This window comes from Novosphingobium sp. CCH12-A3 (assembly GCF_001556015.1).
In the GTDB taxonomy this organism is placed as follows: Bacteria; Pseudomonadota; Alphaproteobacteria; order Sphingomonadales; family Sphingomonadaceae; genus Novosphingobium; species Novosphingobium subterraneum.
Window position 1 is genome coordinate 18094 of sequence record NZ_LSIA01000242.1, and the last position, 21701, is coordinate 39794.

The following is a 21701-nucleotide window of genomic DNA, read 5'->3' on the forward strand; positions in this document are numbered from 1 at the left end:
CAGCCGTCACCCGCTTCAGCCGCGGTGGGCAACGCTTTCGGGGAGGTCCTTGCCGAAAACGCGCTGGTAGTATTCGGCCACCAGCACGCGCTCGGTCTCGTCGCACTTGTTGAGGAACGAGAGGCGGAACGAAAAGCCGACATCGTTGAAGATCTGGCTGTTCTGCGCCCAGCTGATCACCGTGCGCGGGCTCATCACGGTCGAGATATCGCCGTTGATGAAGCCCTGACGGGTCAGGTTCGCAACGCGCACCATGTCGGCCACGACCTGCGGATTGAGATCGGGCACCTTCTTGCTGACGATCTCCACCTCGGTCGCATCGGGCAGATAGTTCAGCGCGACGACGAGGTTCCAGCGGTCCATCTGCCCCTGGTTGATCGCCTGCGTACCGTGATATAGACCCGAAGTGTCGCCAAGGCCCACCGTGTTGGCCGTGGCAAACAGGCGGAAATGCTTGTTCGGGCGGATCACGCGGTTCTGATCGAGCAGCGTGAGCTTGCCTTCGGTTTCGAGTACGCGCTGGATCACGAACATCACGTCCGGCCGGCCGGCGTCATACTCGTCGAAGACAAGCGCGGTGGGCGTCTGCAGCGCCCAAGGCAGCAGGCCTTCGCGGAATTCGGTGACCTGAAGGCCATCACGCAGCACGATGGCATCGCGGCCGACGAGGTCGATGCGGCTGATGTGCGCATCGAGGTTGATGCGGATGCACGGCCAGTTGAGGCGGGCTGCAACCTGTTCGATGTGAGTCGACTTGCCGGTGCCGTGATAGCCCTGCACCATCACGCGGCGGTTGTAGGCAAAGCCCGCAAGGATCGCCAGCGTGGTGTCCGGATCGAACACGTAGGTTTCATCGCGATCGGGCACGCGCTCATCGGCGCGGCTGAACGCGGGGACCTTCATGTCGATGTCGATGCCGAAGGTCTCGCGGACATCGATTTCGGTGTCGGGCGCGGCGAGCAGCGTCGTCGCGTGGCTGTTCGGAAGTTCGCTCATCGCTGCCTCGCCTATACGGGCGGGCGCGGCGCTGCAATAAGGTTTCACGGAACCTGTCCGTTAGAATGGGAGAATTTCGATGAAGCTCTACGGCGCGATGCTTTCGCCGTTCGTGCGAAAGGTGGCGGTTGTCCTTACGGAAAAGGGCATTTCCTTCGAACTCGCTCGGGGCGGGCCGGGCAGCAGCGATCCTGAGTTCCTTGCCTGCAGCCCCTTGGGCAAGATCCCGGCGATCGACGACGACGGCTTTCAACTCGCCGATTCGACCGCGATCGCGGTGTATCTTGAAGCACAATATCCCGAGCCGCGGCTGATCCCGGATGAAGCCAGGCTGCGGGGCAAGGCAGTGTTCTGGGACGAGTTCGCCGACACCGTGCTGGGCGCGTCCGGCCTGAAGATCCTGTTCAACCGCCTCGTCGGCCCGAAGCTGATCAAGACCGGTGGCGACGAGGCGATTGCCCTGCAAGGCGAGGCGGAACTGCCGCGCTGGCTGGATTGGCTGGAAACGGCTGTGCCTGATGAGGGCTGGCTGCTGGGCGAGAGCTTCAGCCTCGGCGACATTGCCGTCGCCTCGATGTTCCGCACGCTGGCCTATGTCGGCCACGGTGTCGACGCAGCCGCGCGGCCCAAGACGGCGGCGTGGTATGCCCGTGTCGCTGCGCGTCCGGCGTGGGCCGCCGTGGCGGCGCAGGAAGAGCCGATAGCGCAGCGCATCATGGCCATGTGACATCAAGGGTCCGGGAGGGCGTGCTGCGTCCTCCCGGAAACGCTTCATCGCTTTGCGCTTGCGACATACCAACTGGTTGGTATGTCTTCTTGGGTGATCCCGAATCGATCCTTTCGACCTCCGGCAGTGACCGCGAAGGACAAGCTGCTCGAAGCGGCGGTGAAGCTGATCCGATCGAACGGCTTTGCTGGCACTTCGGTCGATCAGCTTTGTGCCGAGGCCGGGGTGACGAAGGGTGCGTTCTTTCACCATTTCGCGTCCAAGGAAGCGCTTGGGGTGGCGGCGGCGGAGTACTGGTCGGCGAGCACTGGCGGGTTCTTCGCCGAGGCGCCCTTTCACGCTCTGCCCGGCCCGGTCGATCGGGTGCTGGGCTACATCGATCTGCGGATCGCGTTGATTGGCGGGCCGCCCGAGGCCTTCTCGTGCGTGGCGGGGACCTTGGTGCAGGAGGCGTTTCGGTCGAGCGCGGCAATTCGCGTCGCGGCCGAAGCCAGCATCATGGCAAATGCGAGGGCGCTCGAGGCGGATCTTGACGCAGCGGTGGCACAGTGCGGCGTAACAGGCACGACAGGGGCCAGCCTTGCGCGGCATGTCCAGGCAGTGATCCAGGGCGCGTTCGTCCTGGCCAAGACGCAGCCGGAGGACGCTGCCGCGGAATTGGCGCGAGAGCAACTGGCGCACCTGAGACGCTACTTCGCGATGTTGTTCGGGAGGGATACCGGAGAGGAGTAAAGGCCCATGTCCTATGTAGACGGGTTCGTGCTGGCGGTACCGACCGCCAATCGGGAAAGATACGAGGCAGTCGCCCGCAAGTTCGACGCCATGCTGGTCGAGCACGGAGCCTGGCGGGTGGTCGAGGCGTGGGGAGATGACGTGCCCCACGGCAAGCGCACCGATTTCCACCGCGCCACCGAAGCCACGAGCGACGAGACAATCGTGTTCAGCTGGGCGGAATGGCCTGACCGGCAAACCCGTGATGCGGCCCACGCCGCGATGGAGAAGCTCATGTCCGAAAGCGGCGAGCCGATGGACATGCCGTTCGACGGGGCGCGGATGATTACCGGCGGCTTCGCCACGCTGCTCGATCTGGGAGGGCGGGCGTGAGCCGCCCCGTTCCGTTCTGCTGGTACGAACTGATGACCGGCGATGCCGATGGCGCGGCGGAGTTCTATGGCGCTGTGGTGGGCTGGAGCTTCAGCGCGCCCGATCCGCAATCGCCGATCGACTATCGCATGATCCTGCGCAGCGATGGCGGCGGCAATGGCGGGGTGCTGCAATTGAGCGAGGCCATGCGACAGGGCGGAGCGCATCCGGCGTGGGTGCCCTATCTTGCCGTCGCCGATATCGACACAGCGCTATCGGCGATCGAGGCCGATGGCGGCCGTGCGCTGATGCCCCGGACCGATATTGACGAGGGCAGCTTTGCCATGGTCACCGACCCGCAAGGCGTGCCGTTCTACCTGATGCAGCCGCGCCCGCCCGCAAACCAACCGGGCGCCCAAAGCGACGCGTTCAAGGCCGATGGCGTGCAGCATGTGCGCTGGCACGATCTGGCCACGCCCGATCCCGCTGGCGCCAAGGCTTTCTACGGCCGGCATTTCGGCTTCGAGTTCAACAACGTGATGCCGATGGGTGAACTGGGCGAATACGCCTTCATCGACTTTGGCGCCCAGGCGCTGGGTGGCATCATGCCGCTTGTTGGCGGGCGCACGCCGGGCTGGCAGGTCTACTTCGGCGTTCCGTCTGCCCTGCAGGCCCGCGACGCCATTGTCCGGGCCGGCGGCATGATCCTGACCGAGCCGCATCAAGTGCCTGGCGGCGATTGGGTCGTCATCGCGCAGGACCCGCAGGGTGCGCAGTTTGGCGTGGTCGGTCCCAGGGGAGAATGAAGATGAGCAAGTTCACGTTCTACACGAACCCGATGTCGCGCGGCCAGATCGCACGCTGGGCACTGCACGAAGTTGGCGCGACTTATGACACCGTGCTGGTCGACTGGCAGGCCAAGCCGGAGGGCTTCCTTGCTGCCAACCCGATGGGCAAGGTGCCGACGATCGTGCACCACGCCGACGAAGGCGATCACGTGGTCACCGAATGCGCCGCGATCTGCCTGTACCTGGCGGAGGTCTTCCCGGAGGCCGCTCTGGGGCCGCAGGATCACGAACGCGCGGCTTATCTGCGCTGGACATTCTTTGCGGCTGGGCCAGTGGAGCAGGCGGTCACGGCGCGCAGCCTCGGCTTCGATCCAAAGGACCCACGGCAGCAAGGCATGGCCGGCTTTGGCAGCTATGATCGCACGGTCGATTCGCTTGCGCGGCACCTGGCTCAGAACGCCTATGTCTGTGGCGACCGGTTCACGATGGCGGACGTCTATGTCGGCAGCCACGTGGATTGGGGCGTCGGCTTCAAGTCTCTGCCCGAGCGGCCGGAGTTCCTGGCCTATCTCGATCGGGTGCGAGCGCGGCCGGCCTATGGCGAGGCGAAGGCGATTGATAGCGCACTGATCGCCGAGATGCAGTCGTGACCGTCCCTCCGCTCACCCTTTGCCTGTGGTACGATGGCGATGCCGAAGAGGCAGCAAACTTCTATGCCGCAACTTTCCCCGACAGCGAGGTCAGGTCGATCAATCGCGCGCCGACCGACTTCCCCGGCGGCTCCGCCGGCACCGTGCTCACGGTCGAGTTCACGGTCCTCGGCACGCCCTGCATGGGGCTGAATGGCGGGCCGCAGTTCCCGCATAGCGAGGCGTTCTCGTTCCAGGTGGCTACAGATTCGCAGGAGCAGACCGATCGCTACTGGAACGCCATCGTCGGCAATGGTGGTGCGGAAAGTGCCTGCGGCTGGTGCAAGGACAAGTGGGGCCTGAGCTGGCAGATTACCCCGCGGGTCCTGACCGAGGGAATGGCTCATTCCGACCCGGATGTTCGGGCGCGGGTCTTCTCTGCAATGATGACCATGCACAAGATCGATCATGCCACGATCGAGGCCGCCGCGCGAGGTGATGCCTGATGCTCGCGCTCTACGGCCATCCCTTCTCGTCCTACACATGGAAGGCGCTGATCGCGCTCTATGCCAATGGCACGCCGTTCACGTCCCACAGTCTCGATGGCGAGAACCCCGATCAGGCAGCCGCCCATGACCGGGTCCAGCAGGCCAGCCCGTTGGGCAAGTTTCCGCTGCTGGTGGATGGATCGCGCGAGGTGTTCGAAGCGACTTCGATCATCGAGTATCTTGCGCTTCACCATCCCGGTCCCGCGCCGCTTCTCCCTGCCGACGCAGACGAGGCGGTCTGGACGCGCATGATCGACCGGGTGTTCGACAATTACGTGATGAACGCGATGCAGGACAGTGTCGACGATGCGATCCGGCACGGAACCGTCTCGGCCGAAGTGCAGGGGCGCGTCGAGGAGCGAGTGACGCGCGCCTATCGCTGGATCGATGCGTGGCTGGCGGGCTATGCGATGTCTGCAACCATCAGCCTGATCGAATGCGCCGCTGCGCCCGCGCTGTTTTATGCCGATTGGGTGGTACCCATCCCCGATGACTGCGCACGCCTCCGGATCTGGCGCGCGCACCTTCTGGCATTGCCGCCGGTGGCGCGCTGCGTCGAGGACGCGCGTCGATTCCGGCATTACTTCCCCCTCGGCGCGCCCGATCGCGATTGAGCGGCAAGGAGACAGACATGCACGAGCTTTCGATCAACCGCTATATCGCGGCCAGCCCGGTCAAAGTCTGGGACGTCCTGGCCAACCGGCAGGAGGAATGGTGGTGTCCCAAACCTTGGCGCATCACCATGGTCGCGCAGGAACGTCGGCCCGGTGGTCGGTCTGCGATGGTCATGCATGGCCCGGATGGTGAGGAGATGCCGCAGGAGGGGATTTTCCTTGCCTGGGAAGAAGGCCGGCGATTCATCACGACCGATGCGGTTACGTCTGACTTCGAACCCTCCGGACCTTTCATGATCGGTATCTGGGAAGTGGCGCCGGAAGGTGATGGCACGCGCTACACTGCCAGCGCCCGGCACTGGACCGAGGAGGCGATGCAGAGCCACGCCGAGATGGGGTTCGAAGCGGGTTGGAATGCCTGTGCCGACCAATTGCAGGCGCTTGCCGAGGCCGATTGACGTAAAGGCGGGGCAGGCGCAATCTCTGTGGATGGGAGAGAGAGCGCAGGCACCGGCGCAGCTTGCCGGGCTCGATCGCGAGGCTTGGGAAGCACTGCTGGGCAATGCCTTGCCGTTCGCCGTTGGCGCAGGTGAAGTGCTGTTTCGGCAAGGCGATCATGCCGATGCACTCTACCTTGTCGAAGCGGGCCTGCTGGAGATCGCCGCGCGCATTCCGGGTGACGACAATGCGGTGATCTCGGCAATACGGCCCGGCGAGGTCGTGGGTGAGTTTGCCCTGCTTGACGATGGCCCCCGCTCGGCCCGGGTCAGGGCAGTGGAGGACACCCGCGGGCTGGTGGTATCCGGTCGCCGCTTCCGGGCGCTGCTGGCCGATGGCTCGGGCTGGGCCATGCAGCTCGGACACGCCTTGCGCCGCCTCGTGGCCGCGCGCACCCGGCAGACGTTCGAACGGATCGTGGCCGAAGGCCATTTCGATCCGCACGCGCTGCGGCAGTTGCATTCCGGGCCGGGGCCCAGCCCGTCGCGCTCCGATGCGGCTGTGCTGGCGCATGGCCTTGCGCGTCTTAAAGGCATCGGGGATATCGTGCAGGCGGGGGCACTGCTGGAAGCGCGGCGGGGCGCTACGGTGGCTGCTCCAGGGGACAGACAGGACGGTCTCTTTCTCGTCCTGCGCGGGGCAGTGCGCGCAGCGGTGCCGCGGGGCGCGATGGCAGAGCAGGTCTTCGTGTTCGGGCCCGGCTGCTTCGTCGGCCTGACCGGTCACAGCGATGGCGGGCCGCAGCCACTGCTGGTGACGGCGGCGGAACAGGCACAGCTTGTCCATCTTCCTGCCGTGACGCTTGCCGCGCTGGAAGCCGATGCGCCGCCGTGGCTGCCCGTGCTCCACGCAGCATTCGGGCGGCAACTGGTGCAGGACCAGCGCAAGGCCAACCGCCACCTCGGCCGCTCGTTGTCCTTGGCGCGTTTCAACCATGCCGGAGAACTGGGCTGATGTGCCGCATCCTGAGCTATCTCGGCACGCCGGTCCTGCTCGATGACCTGCTCTACGCGCCCGATTCCTCGCTGCTCAATCAGACGATCGGCGCGCAGATGCTGCAGATGCTTAACCTGGCAGGTTTCGGCATGGCGGCGTGGGACGAAGCAAGCCACGCACCGAACGTGCCGTTTCGTTATCGTACGACGCAGGTCGCGCTGTTCGATCGCAATCTCAAGGCGCTTGCCGGCAAGCTGCGTTCATCCGCGCTGCTCGCGCACATTCGCGGCGTGCCCTATAACTCCACGGTCCAGATCAACGAGCAGAACTGCCATCCCTTCCGCTTCGATGGCGTGCCGCTGTCCATGGCGCACAACGGCGATTTGGCAGGTTTCCGGGACATGCGCTTCGATCTTGCTCCGCACATCCGGCCGGAGTTTGCCAAGCAGATCCAGGGCTCCACCGACAGCGAATGGATCTATGCGCTGGTCGTCTCGGCCCTGCCTGATCCGGGCGGGATCAACGAGCCTGACGCCATCCTCGCCGCGATCCGCCATGCCTTGAGCGTGCTGCGTGAGGCCAGGGCGCGGCATGGGATCACGCGGTCAAGTTCGACCAACCTGATGTTCTGCGATGGCACCAATCTTGCCGCTGTCCGCTTTACTTTCGACTTCGGACACTTCGACGCGGGCGCGCTGCAGGGCAGTTCGGAGTATCTCTCGATGTGGTACACGTGCGGACGGGACTATGGCCTTCACGAAGGCGAGTGGAAGCTGATCGGCGGAGCCATCGATGCCGACAGCGTGATCGTGGCTTCAGAGCCGCTCACCCGCGACTTCGCGACATGGATCGAAGTGCCGGAGTATTCGGCGCTGCTGGTGCGGCGCGATGGGGCAAGGCGGCGGGCGGAGATTCACGCTCTGGAAGTCTGATCGGCACCTGATAGGCTTGTGCTCAGCAGTGAAGGGGAAACGTCATGAGCCTGTTCGATTCGATCCTTGGCCAGGTGGCCGGCAATGTCGATGTGAAGAACCTTGCGGCAAAGGTCGGCATCGATCCCGACACAGCCGAGAACGCGATTGCGGCGCTGGCTGCGGGGCACCAGTCGAAGGGCGACACGATCGAGACGGCGGCGGCCAACTCCGGCCTCGACGCCTCGAAACTGCAGGAGATCGTAGGCCACATCGGCGGCGAGGGCGCACTGGCCAGTTTTGCTTCGGCGCTTGGCCAGAATCCCGATGCGTTGAGCAAGGTTTCCGCCTTCCTCGACAGGGACGGCGACGGCAATCCGCTCGACGATCTTGCCGGTATGGCCAAGGGCCTGTTCAGTCGCTAACGCATTCTGATTGGCGGCACCGGCCCGCTCCCCCGGCCCGACTACCCGACAGTGTATCCTATGGGTGGTCGGGCCGGGGGAGCGGGCCGGTGCCGTATTCAAGGAATCCTGCATGCTTGATGCTGCGCTGTCCCTGATGATGCTGGCCGCGATCGCCCTTGTCGGCGGGGCTGTGTTCCTGTTCCGCCGGGGCGAACGCAAGCGGCCTGCGCTGATGCTGACGCTCGCCGGGATCATGGTGGTGAACCTGATCATCTGGACCCTGCCCGACCGCAGCGGCGCCACGCTGAAGGGCGCCGCCGAGGCGGGGCCCACGCAATAATCAGCCCAAGTGTCAGCCCAGCTCGATGCACCCGCCATCGACGCTGAGGTCTACACCGTTGATGAAGCTGGCCTCGGAACTGGCTAGGAACAGCACTGCGCGCGCCACTTCTTCCGAGGTCCCCATGCGCCCCAGGGGCACGACCGACGAGAGCATTTCGCGCATGCCTTGAATCTCCTCAGGGCTTGCATCGCGCTTGAAGATTTCGGTGTCGGTCGGGCCGGGGCTGACCATGTTTACGCGGATGCGCCGCGGCAGCAGTTCCTTGCCGACGATGCGCGCCATGGCCCGCAGGCCCGCCTTGGCTGCGGCATAGGCGACGTTGCCCGGCACAGCCGCGGTCGATCCGATCGAACCGGTAATGACGATGGCCCCGCCGTCGCGCATCAGCGGCAGCGCCTTCTGGATCGCGAAGAACGCCCCGCGCAGGTTGACGGTGTGGATCTGATCCCAGAACTCCGGGGTGACATCAGGCACCATGGCGAAGCCGCCGACCCCTGCGTTGACGAACAGCACGTCGATCCCGCCCAGTGCGTCCTCGATCTCGCCCAACGCCGCCTGGGTCTGGGCAAGGTCACCGATGTCCGAGCGGATGCACAGCGCGCTGAGTTCCTCGGCCACAGCCCGCAAGGTCTCGGCATTGCGCCCGGTGATGGCAAGCCTGGCGCCCTCGGCAGCGAACATCCGCGCGGCGGCAAGGCCGATGCCGGCATTGCCGCCGAGAATCGCCACGCACTTGTTGTCGAAGCGCTTCATCTCAGAACATCGTGTTGGTGTTGGCCGACGCTTCCGGCACGGGCGAGAGCACGTCCCAGTGTTCCATCACCTTGCAGCCTTCGACACGGAAGATATCGACCACCGCGAAGCCGCGCTTGGCTGCGGCATCACCGTTCTCCATCCAGCCGTGACTGTGGACCGCCACCAGGTTGCCGTCGGCGATGATGCGATGGATCGTGGTGCGCTGGCCGGGGTTTTCGGCGACGAATTTTTCGAGGAAGCCGATCGCGGCTTCCCGGCCGGTGGCGGCATAGGGGTTGTGCTGGATGTAACCGGGATCGACCCAGCGCTCGAACGAGGAGCGGACCTTCTTCTGGATGTAGAACTCGTCCATGAAGTTGCTGACCACCTGCTTCGGGGTCAGCTTGCATTCCGCCGCCTGCGCGGCATTGGCGGTGAGGGCAAGGGCAATTGCTGCGGTTACGAGGCGCATCGTTCTTCTCCCTTCAAAACATGCTGTTGGGGTTGACCGGCTGTGCCGGCACGTCCTGAATCACGTCCCAGTGCTCGACGATCATGCCGTTCGCCACCCGGAAGATATCCACCACGGCAAGCCCCGGATCGCCCGGCCAGCGCACCACGTGGGTGTGCGCGATGACATGATCGCCATCGACGAAGCTGCGGTGGATGGTCTGCACGGCATCGGGCGATTCGGCCCGCACGCGGTCAAGAAAGCCCTTCAGGGCTTCCACAGTCGGCTCGGCCAACGAGGAATGCTGGACGTATTCCGCTGCGATGTAGCGGTCGACTGCGCTGCTATCCATCGCGATCAGGACCTTGTGGTACATCTCCAGCACGAGGTCGTGGTTGGCCTGTTCCGCCTCTGTGCGCGCCATGCGCCTCTCCCCTTTATTTATAACAATTGGTAGAGTATGCCTTCAGCTGAGAAGGCCGTCAAAGCCTCAATGCAGTCCTGGGAGAGTCGATGACCCGCGCCGAGCTTTATGCCGTTCTTGACCGGTTCCTTGCCGCGTTGAACACGCGCGATCCCCATGCGCTGGATTGGGCACAGGGCGCGCATCATAGCGAGAACAACGTCATGCTGGAGATCGGCGATGGCGTGTGGGGCACGATCGACCGGCTGGGCGACTACCAGTTGCGCTTTGCCGACGTGAAGACGGGACAGGTCGGTTACTTCGGCACGGTGATCGAGCCTATCGAGGAATCGGCCTTCACCCTGCGCCTCGGCGTGAACGAAGCGGGCCAGATCGCCGAGTGCGAGATGCTGATCGTCCGCCAGTCCGACAGTGGCATCAAGTTCGAGAACTGCCGCTACTGGGACAAGCCGATCCTGCACCGCGAACCTGAAGAGCCGGTGTCCCGAGAGGAGATGGTGCGCCTTTCGAACGGCTACTTCGATACCCTTCAGCGCAACGACGGAACGATCCACACGAAGTTCCACCCCGATTGCAATCGCGTGGAAAACGGGGTCCAGACCACGCGCAATCCCGACTTCGCCAAGATCGTGCCGGTCTCGGCGCTGGGCTGCGAAGAGCAGTTCCGCATGGGCAATTATCGCTACGACGATGACTTGCGCGCCCGTCGCTTCCCGCTGGTGGATGAAGAGCGCGGGCTGGTGCTGGCGTTCGGTTTCATCGATCATTCCGGCCGCCTGCGCGAGTTCCAGTTGACCGATGGGCGCACGGTGAAAAGTCCGGTGTTGCGCCCGCACAGCTTTTACATCTCCGAACTGTTCAAGATCGACCATGGCATGATCGAACAGATCGAAGCGAACTTCATAACCGTGCCCTACCGCATGCCCAGTCCGTGGGACGCGCTGTGATGCGCCAGGTCCTCGCCAGTCTCTTTCTTGGTCTCGCCGCCTGCTCGCTGGGCGGCGCGACGACGCTGACCGAGGGGGCAGGACGGGAGTGGACCAGTCCCGGCGGGGACTCCGGCAAGACTCGCCATTCGCGGCTCACTGCGATCAATGCGCAGAACGTAGGCCAGTTGGGCCTCGCGTGGTCTGCCGAACTGGACACCTTCAGGGGGCAGGAAGCCACCCCGGTCGTGGTCGATGGCGTACTCTATACGTCAGGCACTGCAGGCCGCGCCTATGCTTTCGATGCGGCCACCGGCAAGCCGCTCTGGCGGTTCGAGCCAGAAGTCGACATGCAGGTCAACCGCACGGTCTGCTGTGACATGGTCAACCGTGGCGTCGCTGTGGCGCGGGGCAAGGTGTTTGTCGCTTCGCTTGATGGCTGGATGTACGCGCTCGATGCCCGGACCGGCGCGGTTGCGTGGAAGAGCGACTTCATCGAGAATCGCGCCAAAGGCGACAATTCAACCGGCGCTCCGGAAGTGGCTGGCGATGTCGTGGTCATCGGCATGGGTGGCGCCGAATATGACGTGCGCGGCTATGTCACCGCGCTGGATCTCGATACCGGCAAGCTGCGTTGGCGCTGGCACGTGGTGCCGCGCGATCCCAAGCTCGGCCCGCAGGAAACACCGGAACTCGAAGCCGCATTGAAGACATGGGACCCGAACAGCCGCTGGGACATCGGCGGCGGCGGTTCGCCGTGGGATGCGATCAACTACGATCCCGAGACCGGGCTGGTCCTCGTCGGCACCGGCAACGGCGGGCCTTACGCCACGTCGAAGCGCTCGCCCTCGGGCGGGGACAACCTCTACCTCGCCAGTCTCGTCGCGCTCGATCCGAAGACGGGGCGAATGAAGTGGCACTATCAGGAAACGCCCGGAGACAACTGGGACTTCACCGCTACCCAGCCGATGATCTTCACGCGCATGGACATCGATGGCGAGAACCGCCCGGTCGTGCTCCACGCGCCAAAGAACGGCTATCTCTACATCCTCGACCGACGTGACGGAAAGCTGCTGCGCGCCAATCCGATCGTGCGCACCAACTGGGCCAAGGGGATCGACCCCAAATCCGGGCGGCCGATCCTGGATCCCGAAGCGGCGGACTACACCACCGGCCCCAAGATCGTCTTTCCCGCCACCACCGGCGCGCGCAACTGGCATCCGGCCAGCTACGATCCCGCTACCGGTCTATACATCGGCGCGGTGCTCGACATGGGCAACCTCATCTTCATGACGCCGGGGGCCAAGCCGCTGAAGGCGCGCGGGCTCAACAACGATGCCGCGCTGATCTTCACTCCCGATGTGAAAGAGGCGCTGGCGGGCTTTCCGCCCGAGTTCGGCGATGCCGTGCGCAAGCTTCCGGCCTATCAGGAAGCGCTCAGGCAGCCTGCCACCGCGCAGATCCGCGCGATCGATCCGCTGACGGGCAAGACCGTCTGGTCTGCCGACACCGCAGGCTGGCAGGATCGCGGCGGCGTGCTGACCACAGCTACCGGCCTCACAATCTACGGTGGCGTCACCGGCAAGCTCTTCGTGCGGGAGACAAGGACGGGCAAGCTGCTCAAGGAAATCGACACCGGCACCCCGATCATGGCCGCGCCGATGACCTACGAGGTCGGCGGCGTGCAGTATGTCGCAGTCATGGCCGGGTGGGGTGGGGGCGGCTATCCTTTTGTTCCGCGCTATTCGGCCGCCTACACGCGCGGCAACATGAACCGGCTGCTGGTGTTCAGGCTGGGTGGCGGCAAGGTGCCGATGCCCGATCTGTTGCCACCGCTGGAAGTTGCGCCAGAAGCTCCGGCGCAGGCACCGGGCGTCACTGCGGCGACGATTGCCCGGGGGCAGGGGCTGTTCTTCGGCAACTGCGCCATCTGCCATGCCAACCAGCCGCGCTCGATCACGCCGGACCTGCGCCGGATGCAGCCGGGTACGCACGAGGCTTTCCGGCAGATCGTGCTCGAAGGGTTGCTGACGCCGAACGGGATGCCGCGCTGGGACGACATCCTCTCGCCCGGTGATGCCGATGCGATCCACGCCTACCTGATCGACCTGCAAGCCAAGACCCGCGCCGACGAGCAAGCCAAGCAGAAGGCCGGCAAGCCGCTCGACGGGCCGAGCCTGACGATCCTTTCGAACTACTGAGGCACCCCATGGACTTCTCTACGCTCGACACCCCCCGCCTCGAATTTGCCTTCGCCTGCCGCCTGCGCTTCACCCGTGTGCAGATGGTGCCCGACCTGCCTTCTGGCGGTATGCGAAGCGCGGTGTACGTCGACGACGGCGAGTTCGAGGGGCCGCTGCTCAAGGGCAGGGCAGTACCGAACTCCGGCGGCGATTATGCCTTCTTCCGCCCGGACGACACCGCCGTGTTCGATGCACGCTATGTGCTCGAAGTCGATGACGGCACGTTGATCTACATGCAGAACAAGGGCTTCCTGTGGGGCCGTGAGCCGGGGACGATGGACCGCCTCCGCGCCTGGGCCTTCGCCGGGGGCGAGCCCGTCCCGCATGCCGAATACTACCTGCGCGCGCAGCCCACCTTCGAGACAAGCAAGGGCAAGCACGATTGGCTGACGCGGCATGTGTTCATCGGCGTGGGCGAGCGCAAGCCGGACGGCAACTACGTCAAGTATTACGCGCTGACGTGAGGCTTGACGGCAAATCACAAGTGCTGCAAACAATAACAATTGTTAGAAAATAAGTGACGGGAGAGTCCACGCCTTGAAGCTGCACCTGCCCCCGCGCGTCAGTCCCAAGCAGTTCCAGGCGGCGATGACCGCCTTTGCCGGCGTGGTCGGCAAGGAATGGGTCATGGACTCCGACGCCGACCGCGACGCCTATGCCGATACCTATGCTCCCGGCAGCACCGAGGAGTGGCCCGCCTCGGCTGCCGTCGCGCCCGCCTCTGTCGATGAAGTGCGCGCCATCGTGCGGCTTGCCAACCAACACAAGACGCCGCTCTGGCCCGTCGCGCGCGGCAAGAACCTGGGTTATGGCACCGCCGCGCCGCGCCTGCCAGGCACGGTCGTGCTCGACCTTGGCCGCATGAACAAGGTGCTCGAACTCGACACCAAGCTAGCCTATTGTGTGGTCGAACCGGGCGTCGGCTTTTTCGATCTCTACGAGCATATCCAGCGCGAGAAGGCGCCGCTGTGGATGTCGGTGCCGGGCAATGCCTGGGGCTCGGTTTTGGGCAACGCGCTCGAACATGGCATCGGCTACACGCCCTATGGCCTGCATGCCCGCAACCTTTGCGGGATCGAGGCAGTGCTGCCCGATGGCGACCTTGTCCGCACCGGGATGGGCGCGATGAGCAACAACCCGGCCTGGCACCTCTTCCCGATGAGCTACGGGCCGACCTTCGACCTCGCCTTCACGCAGTCTAACCTCGGCGTGGTGACCAAGGCCGGCATCTGGCTGCAGCCCGCGCCCGAAAGCTCGCTTGAGATCGTGTGGGACATCCCCAAGGTCGAGGACATCGGCTGGGTGGTTGATACCATTGCGCCGCTCAAGATCTCGGGCCTGATCGACCAGAATGTGTTCATCCCTTCGTGGCTGGGCAAGATGGTTCTCAAGGGCCAGCGTCAGGACTTCTGGGACAAGCCCTCGGCCATCCCCGAATGGCGTGTGGAGGAACTGCTGAAGGAGCACAAGCTGGGCTACTGGCAAGTCGCGCTGCGCCTGTATGGCGAGGAAAGCGTGGTCAAGGCCAAGGCCGAAGTGGTCAAGGCGGCGATGAAGCGCAACCTGGCCGCCGCTCCGGAAGAACACTGGTGGCATCCTGGCGACTATATCCACGGCGTCGACACCACGATGGGCATTCCGTCGGCCGTGCCGCTGCAGATGTCCGACTGGATCGGCGGACGCGGGGCGCACATGGGCTTCTCGCCCGTTGTCCCGGCAACCGGCAAGCATGTGCTCGATCAGATGGCGCGCAGCCGCAAGATCATCGCTGATTTCGACGTCGACTTCTACGCCAGCTTCACCATCGGTGGGCGCTTTGCCAACAACGTCAACATGCTGATGTACGACCGCGACAACGCGGCTGAAGTCGTCAAGATGCGCAAGCTGTTCGATGCGCTGATCACCGAGACGGCAAAGGCGGGCTACGCCGAATACCGCACCCACCTCGGCTGGATGGACCCGGTCATGGAAACCTTCGATTTCAACAACCACGCGCTGCGCCGCTTCGGCGAGAAGGTGAAGAACGCGCTCGACCCCAACGGCATCATCGCGCCGGGCAAGCAGGGCATCTGGCCTGCCGCCTATTCCGATGCCCGTGGCAGGAGCAACGCCGGAGGTCACGGGGCATGAACCGCGCATCGCTCGTTTTCGTCGGCGCACTGGGCCTTGCCGCGACGGCCGTTCTTGCCGCGCCTCCGGGGCCGCCGCCCGGCCCCCCGCCGCCGTATCAGATGCGACCGGTTGCGCCGACCGGCGACAGGCTCAAGCCCGGTAGGGATGGCAAGGTGCTGTTCGAAGTGCACTGCGGCTATTGCCACCTGACCGGCGGCATGGGCACCAACCTGCTCACCAAGCAGCAGGTCATGGCGGGGAACTCGCCCGACAAGGGCCTGCTCGCCAATCGCACCGATCTTACTGCCGATTACGTCAAGACCGTGGTCCGCATGGGCAAGGGTGCCATGCCGCAGCAGACCAAGGTCGACCTTACCGATGCCGAGCTTGATGCCGTGGCGAAATACCTCGGGAAGGCAGGCTGATGCGCGTCTCACGCCGCTCGATGCTAAAGGGCAGTGCGCTGGCCGGAGCGGTCGCCGCAACGCCTGCGGTGGCAGCCATGGCGAGCCCCGTGCCGCTGGTGGTGTTCGACAGCCGCATTCCCGAATCCGCAGCCTTTGCTGCAGCAAAGGACACGCAGCGGGCGATCGACCTTGCTCTGGGTGCGGCTGATGTTGCGCGTGCGATCAAATTCCCGCAAGTCGTGACAGGGCTCACACGCTGGAGCGACTGGACTGCGCTAAGAGGGGTCATGGAGGCGCAGGGTCTGCGACTCTCGGAGGAGATTCGTGCTGCCGCTCCCCTCTCCGGTCGCACGCATCTTTTCCTCTGGACGATGACTGCGCGCTAGACAGTCCCGGCGCAAAGCCAGCAGTCTGCAAAAGGGGTGCGTTCCTGTCGGGACGTGCCCCTTTTAACGTGCGGTCAGCTTTCACTTGGTGAAAAATTCGAAATGGGCGTCTGCCCCACCCGCGTCTTATTCCCCAAAGCGTATTTCGACACCATGCGGGCTTGACCCGCGCTCCCGCGCAATTAGTATGTGTTACTAACAAATTCTGACACGCATCGGAATCAGGAGAGAGATGATGGAACCAGTGGGCAACGAATGGACGCGGTAACCCTTTATCACTGGGAACCCAACGCCAACTCGGGCAAGCCGATGCTGGCGCTGATGGAAAAAGGCGTGCCCTTTTCCAGCCATTACATCGACATGCTGCAGTTCGATCAGCACAAGCCGGAATACCTCGCGATCAATCCGCAGGGCACCATCCCGGCGATGACCCATAATGGTCTCGTGCTCACCGAGAGCACCGCGATCATGGAATACGTGAACGACCGGTTCGACGGGCCGGACCTCATGCCTTCGGATGCGCGTGATCGCTGGCGCGTGCGCTGGTGGATGAAGTTCATGGACCAGTGGCTTGGCCCCAGCTTCTCGATGATCGGGTGGAGCGTATTCGTCGGGCCCATGGTGCGCCAGCGTGATCCTGCCGAACTCGCAGCGGCGATCGAGCGCATTCCCCTGCCGGAACGCCGCGTCGCATGGCGCAAGGCAATCAATGGCGACTTTTCGGAAAGCGAGATGGCCGAGAGCCGTCGCCGCGTCGGTCTGGGCATCGCCAAGCTCGAAGAGGAACTGGGCAAGCGGCCCTATGTCGGCTCGCATGAGTACAGCCTGGCCGACATCAACATCTTCAACAGCACTTATTCGCTGCCGCTGTCGCAGCCAGATCTGGCGGGCAAGGACAAGACGCCGAATATCATGCGCTGGCTCAAGCGGGTCTATACGCGTGATGCGGTCAAGAGGACTTGGGCGATGGGCAAGACCGACCTTGCCAATCGCTATGGTCTGATCATGGCGGAGATCGAGGCATGAACGCGGTGCTCTACCACGGCGAGCCGAATGGCGCTTCACTGACCGTGCTTGCCGCTCTGGCGCAATCGGGACTCGACATCGAATGCCGCCCCATCGACCTGCTTGCCGGGGAGCGCCATGCGCTGCCTGGCATTGCCGATCCTGTTGCGCTCGACCTGTGCATTGAAGGCGAAGGGCCGGTGCTGGTCATCGATGGTGAGGCGATGACCGAATCCGTGTTCCTGGCACAGTATCTTGACGAGGCCGCGGGCGGGGCCGGGCTGCAGCCGATGGACGCCTATGCGCGCTGGGAAATGATGATGTGGTGCCGCCAGATCACCGAGCGCCTGTCCCCTGCAGCAGCGTTGCTCGGCAATCTTGCTTCCTCGCAGCATGCCATTGCAGCCATTCCGGCCGACGATTTCGCAACGCTGACAGCGCGCATCGTGTCGGACGATCTGCGCAACCGTTGGCAAGCGCTGAACGATGATTTGGTCGATGCCGCGCAAGTGGCCGACAGCGAGACCAAGATCGTCGCCGCCGTCGAGCGCTGCGAGAAGCAGCTGGCCGATGGCCGTGCATGGCTGATGGGCGGCTTTTCGATCGCCGATCTCGTCACCTATTCCTGGCTGGCCGGGATGCAGCTTCTGCGGCCGGATGCCTTCGCCGCTGCTCCCCTCACCACCGCTTGGCTCGCCCGCATGGCCGAGCAGAGCTGCGTAAAGGCGGCATTTGCCAGGTCGACCGTTTCCGAACCGCTCCGCGCCTGGGCGCCGGGGCCAGAAATCAATCGTTGGGGATAACCAATGCGCGCCATCGACTACTTTGACCGCGGCCACGATCGCGATCCACAGCGTCTCGCCATCGTCGATACCGAGACGGGTCTTAAGCTGACCTTCGCCGAAACCAAGGCCCTGTCCGAACGCATCGCTGCGGCTCTGCAGAAGGGCGGTTTCGAGAACCAGGACTGCCTCGGTCTCTATGGTCCGAACGATGGCATGCTGCTCGTCGTCCTGCTGGCGATGTGGCGCGCCAACGGCAAGTGGATCCCGGTCAACACGCGCAACGCCATCGACGCCAACGCGGCCTATATCAACTACGTGCGCCTGAAGTGGCTGGTCTATCATTCGTCCAAGGCCGACGAAGTACAGCAGCTCAAGAACCTCTGTCCGACGCTCCAGCACTTCGTCTGCCTCGACAAGCGCATGGGCGATGACCCGAGCCTCGAGGAATTCATGGCCGGTGTCAGCGAGGCCGATTTTGTCGAGCCCGAGATCGATGCCTTCGGCAACCTGATGGACATGGTCGGCATCTTTCCCACCGGCGGCACCACCGGCCCTTCGAAGGGCGCCAACGTAACCAACCTCGGCTGGGGCACGATGATCGAGACCGCTGCCGATGGCATGGGCGGCCGCACCGACTCCCCGGTCGCGCTCGTTTCAGCGCCGATCACGCACGCTGCTGGCCCGATCGCGCTTTCGACGCTGAGCCTCGGCGCAACGCAGGTGATCCTGCCCGGTTTCGACGCCGAGCGCGTGCTGCGCACGATTGCGGAGTACAAGGTTACCCACATGTACCTGCCGCCGACGGCGCTGTACCAGCTGCTCGCCTCGCCGGAACTGGGCGATCATGACTACTCCAGCTTGCGCATCTTCATCCTCGTCGGCTCGCCCTGCAGCCCGGAAAAGCTGCGCCAGGCAGTGGAGGTGTTCGGACCGGCGATGTGCCAGTCCTACGGTCAGGTCGAATGCCCCATGATCGTGGCGTGGTTCCCGCCCGAGGACGTCGCGAAGTTCGCCACTTCCGCACCGGAAAAGCTCGCCGCCTGCGGCAAGCCCACCCGCTCGATCAAGGTCGCGCTGCTCGACGATGATGGCAAGGAGGTGCCGCTGGGCGAGGCGGGCGAAATCTGCGTGCGCGGCGCGCTGGTCACGCATTCCTACTTCGAAAAGCCTGAGGAAACCGCCGAAATCCGCAAGTTCGGCTGGCATCACACCGGTGATGTCGGCAAGTTCGACAAGGACGGCTACCTCTACATCGTCGACCGCAAGAAGGACATGGTGGTTTCCGGCGGCTTCAACGTGTTCACCGCCGAAGTCGAAGCTGCCGTGACAGAACTGGCAGCAGTGCGCGAGGCCTGCGTATTCGGCATTCCGCACGAGAAGTGGGGCGAGCAGGTCCATGCGGTGGTCGTGGCCGAGGGCATTACCGAGGCAGAAATCATCGCCTATGCCAAGGATCGCCTCGGCGGGGTCAAGGCGCCGAAATCTGTCACGTTTATCGACTCGATTCCGCGCACTGCTGCGGGCAAGATGGACAAGAAGGCGCTGCGGGTTCCCTATTGGGGTAACGCCGATCGTATGGTCAACTGATCCGGAAAACGGACAGTCGGGAGAGAGCTGCATATGCGTTTGAAGGTCTTAAGCCTGATGGCCGCACTGCTGCCGCTGGCAGCGTGCAACATCAAGAGTGATGGCGACACGGTCGCTGTCGCTTCCGCAGGCGTCACCGATGCGATGATCGCGCAAGTGCCCGAAGGCGAATGGCTGAGCTATGGGCGCGATTATGGTGAACAGCGCTTCTCCCCGCTGACCCAGGTCAACGACAGCAACGTCGGACAGCTTGGCCTTGCATGGTTCCATGATCTTGAAACGGCGCGCGGGCAGGAGGCCACGCCGCTGATGCACGACGGCACGCTCTACATCTCGACCGCATGGTCGATGGTGAAGGCGTTCGATGCCAGGACCGGGGCGCTCAAATGGTCCTACGATCCCGAAGTGCCGCGCGAAACGCTCGTCCGGGCCTGCTGCGATGCGGTCAATCGCGGTGTTGCGCTTTACGGAGACAAGGTGTTCGTCGGCACGCTGGACGGACGCCTCGTTGCGCTGGATCAGAAGACCGGCAAGGTTGCCTGGTCGAAGGTCGTCGTGCCCAACCAGCAGGACTATACCATCACTGGCGCGCCGCGCGTGGTGAAGGGCAAGGTCCTGATCGGCAGCGGCGGTTCGGAGTACAAGGCGCGCGGCTACATCGCTGCCTATGACGTGAACACCGGCAACGAGGTGTGGAAGTTCCACACCGTTCCCGGCAACCCCGCCGACGGCTTCGAGAACAAGGCCATGGAAAACGCCGCCAAGACCTGGGCTGGCGAATGGTGGAAGCTGGGCGGCGGCGGAACCGTGTGGGATGCGATCACCTATGATCCCACAACCAACCTCGTCCTGTTCGGCACCGGCAACGCCGAGCCGTGGAACCCCGCTGCGTCCGGTCGTGAGGGCGACAGCCTCTACACCTCGTCGATCGTCGCGGTAAATGCCGACACCGGTGAATATGCCTGGCACTTCCAGGAAACCCCGGAAGACCGCTGGGATTTCGACTCCGCCCAGCAGATCACTCTGGCGGACCTGAACATCGGGGGCCAGCAGCGCCATGTCGTGCTGCATGCCCCGAAGAACGGCCATGTCTACGTGCTTGATGCCAAGACCGGCCAGTTCATCTCGGCAACGCCTTTCGTACCGGTCAACTGGGCGACGGGCATCGATCCCAACACAGGCAAGGCGACAGTCAATCCGGCCGCCCGGTACGAAAAGGGCGCGCCATTCGTCAGCCTGCCAGGCGCTGTGGGTGCCCACTCGTGGCAGCCGCAGAGCTTCAGCCCGAAGACCGGCCTGCTCTACCTGCCGGTCAACAACGCCGCATTCCCCTACGCCGCGGCGAAGGACTGGAAGGCCACCGACATCGGCTTCCAGACTGGCCTCGATGGTTATGTCACTGCAATGCCGGCCGATGCCAAGGCCCGCTCCGCCGCGATGAGCGCAACCACCGGCACGCTCGTCGCTTGGGACCCGGTCGCCAAGAAGGCTGCGTGGAAGGTCGAACTGCCCAGCCCGTCAAACGGTGGCATTCTCTCGACCGCCGGCAATCTCGTCTTCCAGGGCACTGCAGGCGGCGATTTCGTCGCCTATAGCGCCGACAAGGGCAAGCAGCTCTGGTCGTTCCCGGCGCAGAGCGGCATCATTGCTGCGCCCATGACTTATGCGATCGACGGCGAACAGTATGTCGCCGTGATGGTCGGCTGGGGCGGCGTGTGGGACGTTGCCACTGGCGTCCTTGCCCACAAGGCCAAGAAGCAGCGCAACATCAGCCGCCTCGTCGTGTTCAAGCTCGGCGGGAAGGCCAAGATGGTCCTCGACCCGCCGCCGTTCACCGGCACGCCGGAACAGGTCAAGGCTGGTGGCGAACTCTACGGTCGTTACTGCAACGTCTGCCATGGCGATGCGGCGGTTGCCGGCGGTGTGAACCCGGACCTGCGCCACTCTGCTGCGCTCAACGCTCCCGAAGCCATCCGATCGGTTGTCATAGACGGCGCGCTGCAGCACAACGGCATGGTGTCGTTCAAATCGGCGCTCAGGCCAGAGGATGCAGACAACATCCGCCAGTACCTCATCAAGCGCGCCAACGAGGACAAGGCTCTGGAAGCGCGCTGACAAGAATGCTATATCTTATAGCAATCATAACGAGTGGAGAGATTC

26 protein-coding genes are annotated in these 21701 nt (G+C 64.1%); 22 read left to right on the top strand and 4 right to left on the bottom strand.

The features are described from left to right. Window positions 1–15: 15 nt before the first annotated feature. Window positions 16–996 (bottom strand): AAA family ATPase, encoded by a 981-nt coding sequence (locus AX703_RS19795; protein WP_039331597.1) that lies wholly within the window; start codon window positions 994–996, stop codon window positions 16–18. Window positions 997–1075: 79 nt separating this feature from the next. Here AX703_RS19795 and AX703_RS19800 point away from each other — a divergent pair, with 79 nt between their 5' ends. The 12 genes from AX703_RS19800 (at window position 1076) to AX703_RS19855 (ending at window position 8477) form a co-directional block, all read left to right on the top strand. Then, window positions 1076–1723 (top strand): glutathione S-transferase family protein, encoded by a 648-nt coding sequence (locus AX703_RS19800; RefSeq protein WP_062346591.1) that lies wholly within the window; start codon window positions 1076–1078, stop codon window positions 1721–1723. A gap of 93 nt (window positions 1724–1816) precedes the next feature. Then, entirely contained in the window at window positions 1817–2455 is a 639-nt protein-coding gene (locus AX703_RS19805; RefSeq protein WP_231735635.1) for a TetR/AcrR family transcriptional regulator, read from the top strand. A gap of 6 nt (window positions 2456–2461) precedes the next feature. Further along, complete coding sequence (locus AX703_RS19810; RefSeq protein ID WP_062346596.1) at window positions 2462–2827, top strand: DUF1428 domain-containing protein; 366 nt, start codon at window positions 2462–2464, stop codon at window positions 2825–2827. After that, window positions 2824–3612 carry a VOC family protein gene (locus AX703_RS19815; RefSeq protein ID WP_082734699.1) on the top strand — a complete coding sequence of 263 codons (789 nt, stop codon included), beginning with the start codon at window positions 2824–2826 and terminating at the stop codon, window positions 3610–3612. Before AX703_RS19810 ends, AX703_RS19815 begins: the two co-directional genes overlap by 4 nt. Before the next feature lie 2 nt (window positions 3613–3614). Next, window positions 3615–4244, top strand: a complete 630-nt coding sequence (locus AX703_RS19820) for a glutathione S-transferase family protein (RefSeq protein ID WP_039331904.1) — start codon at window positions 3615–3617, stop codon at window positions 4242–4244. Beyond that, complete coding sequence (locus AX703_RS19825; protein ID WP_062346598.1) at window positions 4241–4729, top strand: VOC family protein; 489 nt, start codon at window positions 4241–4243, stop codon at window positions 4727–4729. The genes AX703_RS19820 and AX703_RS19825 overlap by 4 nt, the downstream gene beginning before the upstream one ends. Further along, window positions 4729–5385, top strand: coding sequence for a glutathione S-transferase family protein (locus AX703_RS19830; RefSeq protein ID WP_369821043.1), 657 nt, complete (start codon window positions 4729–4731; stop codon window positions 5383–5385). Before AX703_RS19825 ends, AX703_RS19830 begins: the two co-directional genes overlap by 1 nt. A 17-nt stretch (window positions 5386–5402) precedes the next feature. Further along, a complete protein-coding gene (locus AX703_RS19835) occupies window positions 5403–5843 on the top strand; it encodes an SRPBCC family protein (protein WP_062346603.1) in 441 nt (146 codons plus the stop codon). A gap of 31 nt (window positions 5844–5874) precedes the next feature. Further along, on the top strand, window positions 5875–6837 hold the full coding sequence (locus AX703_RS19840; protein WP_062346605.1) for a cyclic nucleotide-binding domain-containing protein: 963 nt from the start codon (window positions 5875–5877) through the stop codon (window positions 6835–6837). Beyond that, entirely contained in the window at window positions 6837–7751 is a 915-nt protein-coding gene (locus AX703_RS19845; protein WP_052241949.1) for a class II glutamine amidotransferase, read from the top strand. The genes AX703_RS19840 and AX703_RS19845 overlap by 1 nt, the downstream gene beginning before the upstream one ends. Before the next feature lie 44 nt (window positions 7752–7795). Beyond that, window positions 7796–8155: a hypothetical protein gene (locus AX703_RS19850; protein ID WP_039331613.1), complete on the top strand. Its 360-nt coding sequence runs from the start codon at window positions 7796–7798 to the stop codon at window positions 8153–8155. 112 nt (window positions 8156–8267) lie between these two features. Beyond that, window positions 8268–8477: a hypothetical protein gene (locus AX703_RS19855; protein WP_039331616.1), complete on the top strand. Its 210-nt coding sequence runs from the start codon at window positions 8268–8270 to the stop codon at window positions 8475–8477. A gap of 12 nt (window positions 8478–8489) precedes the next feature. Here AX703_RS19855 and AX703_RS19860 read toward each other — a convergent pair whose 3' ends face one another. The 3 genes from AX703_RS19860 to AX703_RS19870 are packed head-to-tail and all read right to left on the bottom strand — an operon-like array spanning window position 8490 to window position 10090. Continuing rightward, window positions 8490–9233: an SDR family oxidoreductase gene (locus tag AX703_RS19860; RefSeq protein ID WP_062346607.1), complete on the bottom strand. Its 744-nt coding sequence runs from the start codon at window positions 9231–9233 to the stop codon at window positions 8490–8492. Window position 9234: 1 nt separating this feature from the next. After that, on the bottom strand, window positions 9235–9687 hold the full coding sequence (locus tag AX703_RS19865) for a nuclear transport factor 2 family protein (RefSeq protein WP_039331618.1): 453 nt from the start codon (window positions 9685–9687) through the stop codon (window positions 9235–9237). Window positions 9688–9700: 13 nt separating this feature from the next. Then, window positions 9701–10090, bottom strand: a complete 390-nt coding sequence (locus AX703_RS19870; protein ID WP_062346609.1) for a nuclear transport factor 2 family protein — start codon at window positions 10088–10090, stop codon at window positions 9701–9703. 89 nt (window positions 10091–10179) lie between these two features. Between AX703_RS19870 and AX703_RS19875 the strand changes: the two genes are divergently transcribed. From AX703_RS19875 to AX703_RS19920, 10 genes are all read left to right on the top strand, one after another. Then, window positions 10180–11037, top strand: coding sequence for a hypothetical protein (locus AX703_RS19875; protein ID WP_039331621.1), 858 nt, complete (start codon window positions 10180–10182; stop codon window positions 11035–11037). Beyond that, window positions 11037–13217, top strand: a complete 2181-nt coding sequence (locus AX703_RS19880) for a PQQ-dependent dehydrogenase, methanol/ethanol family (protein WP_062346685.1) — start codon at window positions 11037–11039, stop codon at window positions 13215–13217. The genes AX703_RS19875 and AX703_RS19880 overlap by 1 nt, the downstream gene beginning before the upstream one ends. An 8-nt stretch (window positions 13218–13225) precedes the next feature. Then, window positions 13226–13723 carry a DUF3237 domain-containing protein gene (locus AX703_RS19885; RefSeq protein WP_062346612.1) on the top strand — a complete coding sequence of 166 codons (498 nt, stop codon included), beginning with the start codon at window positions 13226–13228 and terminating at the stop codon, window positions 13721–13723. A 73-nt stretch (window positions 13724–13796) separates the two neighbouring features. After that, a complete protein-coding gene (locus AX703_RS19890) occupies window positions 13797–15389 on the top strand; it encodes an FAD-binding oxidoreductase (RefSeq protein ID WP_039331623.1) in 1593 nt (530 codons plus the stop codon). Continuing rightward, on the top strand, window positions 15386–15796 hold the full coding sequence (locus tag AX703_RS19895; protein WP_062346615.1) for a cytochrome c: 411 nt from the start codon (window positions 15386–15388) through the stop codon (window positions 15794–15796). Before AX703_RS19890 ends, AX703_RS19895 begins: the two co-directional genes overlap by 4 nt. Next, window positions 15796–16164 (top strand): twin-arginine translocation signal domain-containing protein, encoded by a 369-nt coding sequence (locus tag AX703_RS19900; protein ID WP_062346617.1) that lies wholly within the window; start codon window positions 15796–15798, stop codon window positions 16162–16164. The genes AX703_RS19895 and AX703_RS19900 overlap by 1 nt, the downstream gene beginning before the upstream one ends. 255 nt (window positions 16165–16419) lie before the next feature. Next, window positions 16420–17190, top strand: a complete 771-nt coding sequence (locus tag AX703_RS19905; RefSeq protein ID WP_039331625.1) for a glutathione S-transferase family protein — start codon at window positions 16420–16422, stop codon at window positions 17188–17190. Further along, entirely contained in the window at window positions 17187–17972 is a 786-nt protein-coding gene (locus tag AX703_RS19910; protein ID WP_062346619.1) for a glutathione S-transferase family protein, read from the top strand. Before AX703_RS19905 ends, AX703_RS19910 begins: the two co-directional genes overlap by 4 nt. Window positions 17973–17975: 3 nt before the next feature. Then, entirely contained in the window at window positions 17976–19541 is a 1566-nt protein-coding gene (locus AX703_RS19915; protein ID WP_039331627.1) for an AMP-binding protein, read from the top strand. 57 nt (window positions 19542–19598) lie between these two features. Next, on the top strand, window positions 19599–21656 hold the full coding sequence (locus AX703_RS19920) for a PQQ-dependent dehydrogenase, methanol/ethanol family (RefSeq protein WP_231735636.1): 2058 nt from the start codon (window positions 19599–19601) through the stop codon (window positions 21654–21656). The last annotated feature ends 45 nt before the right edge of the window (window positions 21657–21701 follow it).

What these genes read in the sequence shown, in the direction of transcription:
- AX703_RS19795 (WP_039331597.1), bottom strand. Translation starts at nt 996, where the DNA reads ATGAGCGAACTTCCGAACAGCCACGCGACGACGCTGCTCGCCGCGCCC.
- AX703_RS19800 (WP_062346591.1), top strand. Translation starts at nt 1,076, where the DNA reads ATGAAGCTCTACGGCGCGATGCTTTCGCCGTTCGTGCGAAAGGTGGCG.
- AX703_RS19810 (WP_062346596.1), top strand. Translation starts at nt 2,462, where the DNA reads ATGTCCTATGTAGACGGGTTCGTGCTGGCGGTACCGACCGCCAATCGG.
- AX703_RS19820 (WP_039331904.1), top strand. Translation starts at nt 3,615, where the DNA reads ATGAGCAAGTTCACGTTCTACACGAACCCGATGTCGCGCGGCCAGATC.
- AX703_RS19830 (WP_369821043.1), top strand. Translation starts at nt 4,729, where the DNA reads ATGCTCGCGCTCTACGGCCATCCCTTCTCGTCCTACACATGGAAGGCG.
- AX703_RS19835 (WP_062346603.1), top strand. Translation starts at nt 5,403, where the DNA reads ATGCACGAGCTTTCGATCAACCGCTATATCGCGGCCAGCCCGGTCAAA.
- AX703_RS19840 (WP_062346605.1), top strand. Translation starts at nt 5,875, where the DNA reads ATGGGAGAGAGAGCGCAGGCACCGGCGCAGCTTGCCGGGCTCGATCGC.
- AX703_RS19845 (WP_052241949.1), top strand. Translation starts at nt 6,837, where the DNA reads ATGTGCCGCATCCTGAGCTATCTCGGCACGCCGGTCCTGCTCGATGAC.
- AX703_RS19850 (WP_039331613.1), top strand. Translation starts at nt 7,796, where the DNA reads ATGAGCCTGTTCGATTCGATCCTTGGCCAGGTGGCCGGCAATGTCGAT.
- AX703_RS19855 (WP_039331616.1), top strand. Translation starts at nt 8,268, where the DNA reads ATGCTTGATGCTGCGCTGTCCCTGATGATGCTGGCCGCGATCGCCCTT.
- AX703_RS19860 (WP_062346607.1), bottom strand. Translation starts at nt 9,233, where the DNA reads ATGAAGCGCTTCGACAACAAGTGCGTGGCGATTCTCGGCGGCAATGCC.
- AX703_RS19865 (WP_039331618.1), bottom strand. Translation starts at nt 9,687, where the DNA reads ATGCGCCTCGTAACCGCAGCAATTGCCCTTGCCCTCACCGCCAATGCC.
- AX703_RS19870 (WP_062346609.1), bottom strand. Translation starts at nt 10,090, where the DNA reads ATGGCGCGCACAGAGGCGGAACAGGCCAACCACGACCTCGTGCTGGAG.
- AX703_RS19875 (WP_039331621.1), top strand. Translation starts at nt 10,180, where the DNA reads ATGACCCGCGCCGAGCTTTATGCCGTTCTTGACCGGTTCCTTGCCGCG.
- AX703_RS19880 (WP_062346685.1), top strand. Translation starts at nt 11,037, where the DNA reads ATGCGCCAGGTCCTCGCCAGTCTCTTTCTTGGTCTCGCCGCCTGCTCG.
- AX703_RS19885 (WP_062346612.1), top strand. Translation starts at nt 13,226, where the DNA reads ATGGACTTCTCTACGCTCGACACCCCCCGCCTCGAATTTGCCTTCGCC.
- AX703_RS19895 (WP_062346615.1), top strand. Translation starts at nt 15,386, where the DNA reads ATGAACCGCGCATCGCTCGTTTTCGTCGGCGCACTGGGCCTTGCCGCG.
- AX703_RS19900 (WP_062346617.1), top strand. Translation starts at nt 15,796, where the DNA reads ATGCGCGTCTCACGCCGCTCGATGCTAAAGGGCAGTGCGCTGGCCGGA.
- AX703_RS19905 (WP_039331625.1), top strand. Translation starts at nt 16,420, where the DNA reads ATGGACGCGGTAACCCTTTATCACTGGGAACCCAACGCCAACTCGGGC.
- AX703_RS19910 (WP_062346619.1), top strand. Translation starts at nt 17,187, where the DNA reads ATGAACGCGGTGCTCTACCACGGCGAGCCGAATGGCGCTTCACTGACC.
- AX703_RS19915 (WP_039331627.1), top strand. Translation starts at nt 17,976, where the DNA reads ATGCGCGCCATCGACTACTTTGACCGCGGCCACGATCGCGATCCACAG.
- AX703_RS19920 (WP_231735636.1), top strand. Translation starts at nt 19,599, where the DNA reads ATGGCCGCACTGCTGCCGCTGGCAGCGTGCAACATCAAGAGTGATGGC.